Source organism: Streptomyces sp. NPDC102462, assembly GCF_044765425.1.
GTDB lineage: Bacteria > Actinomycetota > Actinomycetes > Streptomycetales > Streptomycetaceae > Streptomyces.
On the sequence record NZ_JBIWKB010000163.1, the window covers coordinates 1 to 1,322 of the forward strand.

The 1,322-nt window shown below is 69.6% G+C and carries 1 protein-coding gene; it reads right to left on the bottom strand.

The window, feature by feature from the left end; genetic code table 11:
* Positions 1 to 1,322 (bottom strand): acyltransferase domain-containing protein (locus ACIRFL_RS43850; RefSeq protein WP_404041381.1); only part of this gene is annotated, 1,322 nt, incomplete at both ends.

The window sequence follows — 1,322 nt, forward strand, 5'->3', positions numbered from 1 at the left end:
AGCAGATCCAGCACCTGGTCACGGATCTCGTCGACGTGCCGGGAGTGGGAGGCGTAGTCGACCGGGATGCGCCAGGTGCGCACACCATCGGCCTCGAACACCTCCTGCAGCTCGTCCAGAGCCCGCGCACTGCCCGACACCACCGTGGCGGAGGGCCCGTTCACCGCCGCGACACCGATGTCGCCGCCCCACCGCTCCACACGCGACCGCACCTCATCGACCGCCAACGCGACCGACACCATGCCACCCTGCCCGGCCAGCGCCCGAATCGCCTCACTGCGCAACGCCACCACGCGCGCCGCGTCCTGCAACGACAACGCCCCCGCCACACACGCCGCCGCGATCTCGCCCTGCGAATGCCCCAGCACCGCATCCACCCGCACCCCGTGCGCACGCCACAACGCCGCCAACGACACCATCACCGCGAACAACGCCGGCTGCACCACATCCACCCGCTCCAGCAGCGCACCACCGTCATCGGTCAGCAGCACCTCCAGCAGATCCCACTCCACGAAGGCCGACAGCGCACGCGCACATTCGTCCAGACGGGCACGGAACTCCGGGGCAGCCGCATACAACTCCCGGGCCATCGCATCCCACTGCGAACCCTGACCCGGGAACACCAACACCGTCTTACCGGCCCCAGCCGTCCCCGACACCACACCGTCAGCGGAAACCCCCTCCGCCAGCGACCTCAGACCCGCCACCAACTCCTCACGCGAGGCACCGACCACCACAGCGCGCCGCTCGAACACCGCACGCCCGGCCAGCGTCGCCGCCACATCCCCCACCAACACCCCGGAACCCTCAACGGCCGCGGCGAGCTGCGCCGCATACGCCCGCAACGCCTCGTCCGAACGAGCCGACACCACCCAACCCACAGGTCCCATCGGCCCTTCGCCCGGCGCCGCCGAGGGCACCAGGTCCGCCGACGCCACCGCCGCCACCAACGGCGCCTGCTCCAAAATCACATGCGCGTTGGTACCGCTGATCCCGAACGACGACACACCAGCCCGCCTCGGCCGCCCCGTCACAGGCCACTCACGCGACTCGGTGAGCAACCGCACACCCCCCGCATCCCAATCCACATGCGGCGTCGGCTCATCCACATGCAACGTCGCAGGCAACACCCCATGCCGCATCGCCTCCACCATCTTGATCACACCACCGACCCCCGCCGCCGCCATGGTGTGACCCACATTCGACTTCAACGACCCCAGCCACAAAGGCCCGTCCTGGGAATGTTCGGCCCCGTACGTGGCCAGCAACGCCTGGGCTTCGATCGGATCACCGAGCTGTGTTCCCGTGCCGTGCGCCTCGAC